Here is a 4180-nt window from a genome sequence, read left to right on the forward strand (position 1 = left end):
GGCTGCTCCAGGAACTGGACATCCCGGTGTTCCACGACGACCAGCACGGTACCGCGATCGTGACCCTGGCGGCCCTGCACAACGCGCTGCGCGTGGTGGACAAGAAGATCGAAGCAATCCGGATCGTGGTCTCCGGCGTCGGCGCCGCCGGCTCCGCCATCGTCCAGCTGCTCCAGAGCCGCGGTGCGGCGAACATCGTCGCCTGCGACCGCCAGGGGGCCATCCACGCCGGCGGCGAGTACACCGATCCGCACCGCAAATGGATCGCGGACAACACCAACCCGGACGGCTTCAGCGGCACCCTGCACGAAGCGCTGGTGGATGCCGACGTCTTCATCGGCGTCAGCGGTCCGAACATTATGGATGACACGCACGTGGCCACCATGGCCAAGGACGCCATCGTCTTCGCCATGGCCAACCCGGACCCCGAAATCGCCCCGGTGCTCGCGGCCAAGCATGCCGCGGTCGTCGCCACCGGACGCAGCGACTTCCCGAACCAGATCAACAACGTGCTGGCCTTCCCCGGATTCTTCCGCGGCCTGCTGGATGCTGGCGTCGCGGACATCTCCCCTGAGATGCTGGGAACGGCGGCGGACGCCATCGCAGCCTGCGTTTCCGACGAGGAGCTGAACGCCAGCTTCATCATCCCCAGCGTGTTCGATCCGCAGGTAGCCCCGGCCGTGGCCGCCGCCGTTGCCGCGGCCGCGAGCGCCTGAACCCCCGGAACTTCACGACTTCAGAAAGGACAATGCCATGACCTTGGACATCACCGCTCCGCTGCCCTTCGACCGGGCCGCCGAGATCCTCACTCCGGAGGCGCTCGCCTTCGTCGAAAAGCTGCACGACCGTTTCGCCGCCGAGCGCGGCGCCCGCCTGGAGGCCCGCGCGGCCAAGCGCACCGAGGTGGCCCGGACTGGCAAGCTGGACTTCCTGCCGGAAACCGCCGATGTGCGTGCCGGTGACTGGACCGTCGCCCCGGCGCCGGCCGCGCTGCAGGACCGCCGCGTCGAAATTACCGGTCCGGCCACCCCGGCCAAGATGGCCATCAACGCCCTCAACTCCGGCGCCAAGGTGTGGCTTGCCGACCTCGAGGACGCCAGCAGCCCGTCCTGGCACAACGTGATCGACGGCCAGCTGTCCCTGTTCGACGCCGCCCGCGGCCGGCTGCGCTACACCTCCCCGGAGGGCAAGGTCTACGCACTGCGCACGGACGCCCCGCTCGCCGTCGTCGTCACCCGCCCGCGCGGCTGGCACATGGATGAGAACCACATCCACTACAACGGCAAGCCTGCCATCGGCGCCCTGGTGGACTTCGGCCTGCACTTCTTCCACAACGCCAAGCAGCTGTTGGAGAACGGCCACGGCCCGTACTACTACCTGCCGAAGATGGAGAGCCACCTGGAGGCGCGCCTCTGGAACGATATCTTCGTTTTCGCCCAGGACGAGCTCGGCGTCCCGCAGGGGTCCATCCGCGCCACGATGCTGATCGAAACTATCCCGGCCGCGTTTGAGATGGATGAGATCCTCTACGAACTGCGCGACCACGCCTCCGGCCTCAACGCCGGCCGATGGGACTACCTGTTCAGCATCATCAAGTACTTCCGCGACGCCGGCAGCGAATTCATCCTCCCGGACCGGGCCGCCGTGTCCATGACCGCGCCGTTCATGCGGGCCTACACCGAACTGCTGGTCAAGACCTGCCACGCCCGCAACGCCTTCGCCATGGGCGGTATGGCCGCGTTCATTCCGAACCGCCGTGAGCCGCAGATCACCGAGGAGGCATTCGCCAAGGTCCGCGCGGACAAGACCCGCGAGGCGAACGACGGCTTCGACGGCTCCTGGGTAGCGCACCCGGACCTGGTCCCGATCTGCCAGGAAGTGTTCGACGGCGTCCTGGGCCCCAAGCCGAACCAAGTGGACCGCAAGCGCGACGACGTCGAAGTCACCGCGGCCCAGTTGATCGACGTCGCCTCCGCGCCCGGCGAGGTCACCGAGGCGGGCCTGCGCGGCAACCTCTATGTCGCCGTCGCCTACACGGCTGTCTGGCTCTCCGGCAACGGGGCGGTCGCCATCCACAACCTGATGGAGGACGCCGCCACCGCGGAGATCTCCCGCTCGCAGGTCTGGCAGCAGATCCGCAATCAGGTCAAGCTTACGGACACCGGCAACACGGTGACCCGCGACCTGGTGGAACGTCTGCTTAAGGAGGAGACCGAGAAGCTGCGCTCCGAGGTCGGCGAGGAGGACTTCACGAAGTTCTACGAGCCGGCAGCCCGGATCATCGCGGATATTTGCCTCTCCGAGGAGTACACGGACTTCCTCACCACCCCGGCCTACAAGCTGGTGGCCTAGTGAGCCCGGTTAAGGAAGGGAACCCGGTGCAGGAGGAGGTTGCCGGCGGCACCTTCGACCTCGCAGCCTTCGACGCGCAGTTGGCTGACACGGACCGCCTGCTCGCCCGTGCCTACAAGGGCGACGACGGCACCCGCCAGCCGGTGCACACGGTCTATGTGCCGGCGGACCGGTACCGCCCGTCGCTGCCGCTGCACTGGGGGCAGGAGGCGACGGCGGCGGTCACCGAGTACGGCGGTTTCACCAAGCTGAGCCGGCTCCTGGGCCTGAGCGAGGCGCTCGCCGAGCAGGTCGCGCCGAAGGTGGCGGCCAAGCTCGCCTCCGAGCCGATCGAGGACCTGCGGCTGGACTTCGAGGACGGCTACGGCAACCGCCCGGACGAGGAAGAGGACGCCGACGCCGTCCGGGCCGCCGAGCAGGTTGCCGACGCCGTGGCACACGGCATGGCGCCGCCCTTTATCGGCATCCGCTTCAAGTCCTTCGAAGCACCGACCCGCCGCCGGGGCCTGCGGACGCTGGACCTCTTCGTATCCACGCTCGTCCGGCTGGGCCGGGATGCGGACCGGACGGGGGCCGCGGATCCGCTGCCGGCCAGCCTGGTGCTGACGCTGCCGAAGGTCACCACGGTGGCCCAGGTAGAGGCGATGGTTTCCGCCTGCCTCCAGTTGGAGCAGGCCCACGGCCTGCCGGAGCGCCGGCTGCGCTTCGAGGTGCAAATGGAAACCCCGCAGCTGATCCTCGGCGCGGACGGCTCCGTGCCGGCAGCCCAGCTCCCGCACCGGGGCGATGGCCGGATCACCGCGCTGCACTACGGCACCTACGACTACAGCGACTCACTGCAGATCGCCGCGGCCTACCAGTCCATGGAGCACCCCGCGGCGGACTTCGCCAAACAGGTCATGCAAGTCGCCGTGGCGGGTACCGGCATCCGCCTCTCCGACGGCTCCACCAACATCATTCCGGTGGGTACGGCCGAGGAAGTGCTGGCCGCCTGGCAGCTGCACGCCCGGCTGGTGCGGCGCTCGCTGGAGAACGGCTACTACCAGGGCTGGGACCTGCATGCCGCGCAGCTGCCCACGCGCTTCATCGCCACCTACGCGTTCTACCGCGAGGGCCTGCCGGCCGGGGCAGTCCGGCTGCGCAACTACGTGCACCGCAGCGCCAGCGGCATCATGGACGAGCCTGCCACCGCCCGGGCACTGGCCCGCTTCGTCAACCGCGGCGTGCTCTGCGGCGCGGTCAGCGCCGCGGAGGTCCAGGAACAGGCCGGCATCTCCCTGGCTCAGCTGCAGCAGCTGGCGCATCCCAACCTTCACAGCAACCCCAAGGAACAGCAATGAGCTACTTCTCACCCGAAGGCGGCCTGCCGCCGCAGACCAACCTGCTCACCGACCGCGCGGTCGTCAAGCAGGCCTACACCGTCATCCCGAAGGGCGTGCTGCGGGACATCGTCACCAGCAACCTGCCGGGCTGGACGAATACCCGGTCCTGGATCATCGCCCGGCCGATCGCCGGATTTGCGACGACGTTCGCTCAGCTGATCGTGGAGGTGGCCCCCGGCGGGGGAAGCCAGAAGCCGGAGCCGGAGGCCGGCGTCGAAGGCGTCATCTTCCTGACCAAGGGCCAGCTGATGCTGACCCTGGAAGGCGAGCAGCACACGCTGGAAGCGGGCGGGTACGCCTACCTCGCCGCCGGTGCGGACTGGTCGGTCAAGAACGACGGCGGCGAGGCCGCCAGTTTCCACTGGGTCCGCAAGGCCTACGAGCCGCTGGAGGGCTATACGGCCAAGTCCTTCGTCACCACAGCGACGACATCGCCGCCGAAGGCC

General features: G+C 68.5%; 4 protein-coding genes. All 4 read left to right on the forward strand.

Features of this window, described 5'->3' with window-relative positions:
* Window positions 1–716, forward strand: a 716-nt coding sequence (locus tag AC5RW2_RS40890; protein WP_494075285.1) for an NAD(P)-dependent malic enzyme, incomplete at its 5' end; no start/stop codon positions are given.
* Between the two features lie 37 nt (window positions 717–753).
* A complete protein-coding gene (gene aceB, locus AC5RW2_RS40895) occupies window positions 754–2352 on the forward strand; it encodes a malate synthase A (RefSeq protein ID WP_494032409.1) in 1599 nt (532 codons plus the stop codon).
* A 26-nt stretch (window positions 2353–2378) separates the two neighbouring features.
* Window positions 2379–3692, forward strand: coding sequence for a DUF6986 family protein (locus AC5RW2_RS40900; protein WP_494032410.1), 1314 nt, complete (start codon window positions 2379–2381; stop codon window positions 3690–3692).
* Window positions 3689–4180 (forward strand): cupin domain-containing protein (locus tag AC5RW2_RS40905; RefSeq protein WP_494075286.1); only part of this gene is annotated, 492 nt, incomplete at its 3' end. The genes AC5RW2_RS40900 and AC5RW2_RS40905, both read left to right, overlap by 4 nt.

The organism is Arthrobacter sp. B0316-1-20, from assembly GCF_059091865.1.

Coding starts and splice junctions, on each gene's coding strand:
- aceB (WP_494032409.1), top strand. CDS start 754: ATGACCTTGGACATCACCGCTCCGCTGCCCTTCGACCGGGCCGCCGAG.